This window comes from Xanthomonas sp. BRIP62415 (assembly GCF_003993515.1).
In the GTDB taxonomy this organism is placed as follows: domain Bacteria; phylum Pseudomonadota; class Gammaproteobacteria; order Xanthomonadales; family Xanthomonadaceae; genus Xanthomonas; species Xanthomonas euroxanthea.
Genome location: NZ_QEZH01000017.1, coordinates 1 through 534 on the forward strand (window position 1 = coordinate 1; position 534 = coordinate 534).

Annotated in this window: 1 pseudogene; it reads right to left on the minus strand. The window is 67.0% G+C overall.

The window, feature by feature from the left end:
• Positions 1 to 534: pseudogene (locus EO141_RS05790) on the minus strand (xylose isomerase); the annotation flags it as partial.

A 534-nucleotide genomic window follows, 5' to 3' on the forward strand; every position in this document is an offset into this window, starting at 1 on the left:
CCACCAGCGTGCTGCTGCCGTTGGCAAACTCCGCACCCGCGCCGCTGTCGAAGCTGGCGTAACGCTCGGCGCGCCACTGCTCCAGCGGCGAGGACGTCAGCAGCGCATTGGCCACTTCCAGCCCGCGTGCAAACGCGTCCATGCCGCCGATATGCGCCAGGAACAGGTCCTGCGGGTCGGACGACTCGCGGCGCACCTTGGCATCGAAATTCAGCCCGCCCGGTGCCAGCCCGCCCTGGCGCAGCACCACCAGCATCGCGCCGACGGTGTCGTACAGGTCGGTCGGGAACTGGTCGGTATCCCAGCCGTTCTGCGGGTTGCCGCGGTTGGCATCGATGCTGCCGAGCAGGCCTGCATCGGCTGCCACCTGCAGGTCGTGCTCGAAGCTGTGGCCCGACAGCGTGGCGTGGTTGGCTTCGATATTGAGCTTGAAGTCCTGGTCCAGGCCGTGCTGGCGCAGGAAGCCGATCACCGTGGCGCTGTCGAAGTCGTACTGGTGCTTCATCGGCTCCATCGGCTTGGGCTCGATCAGGA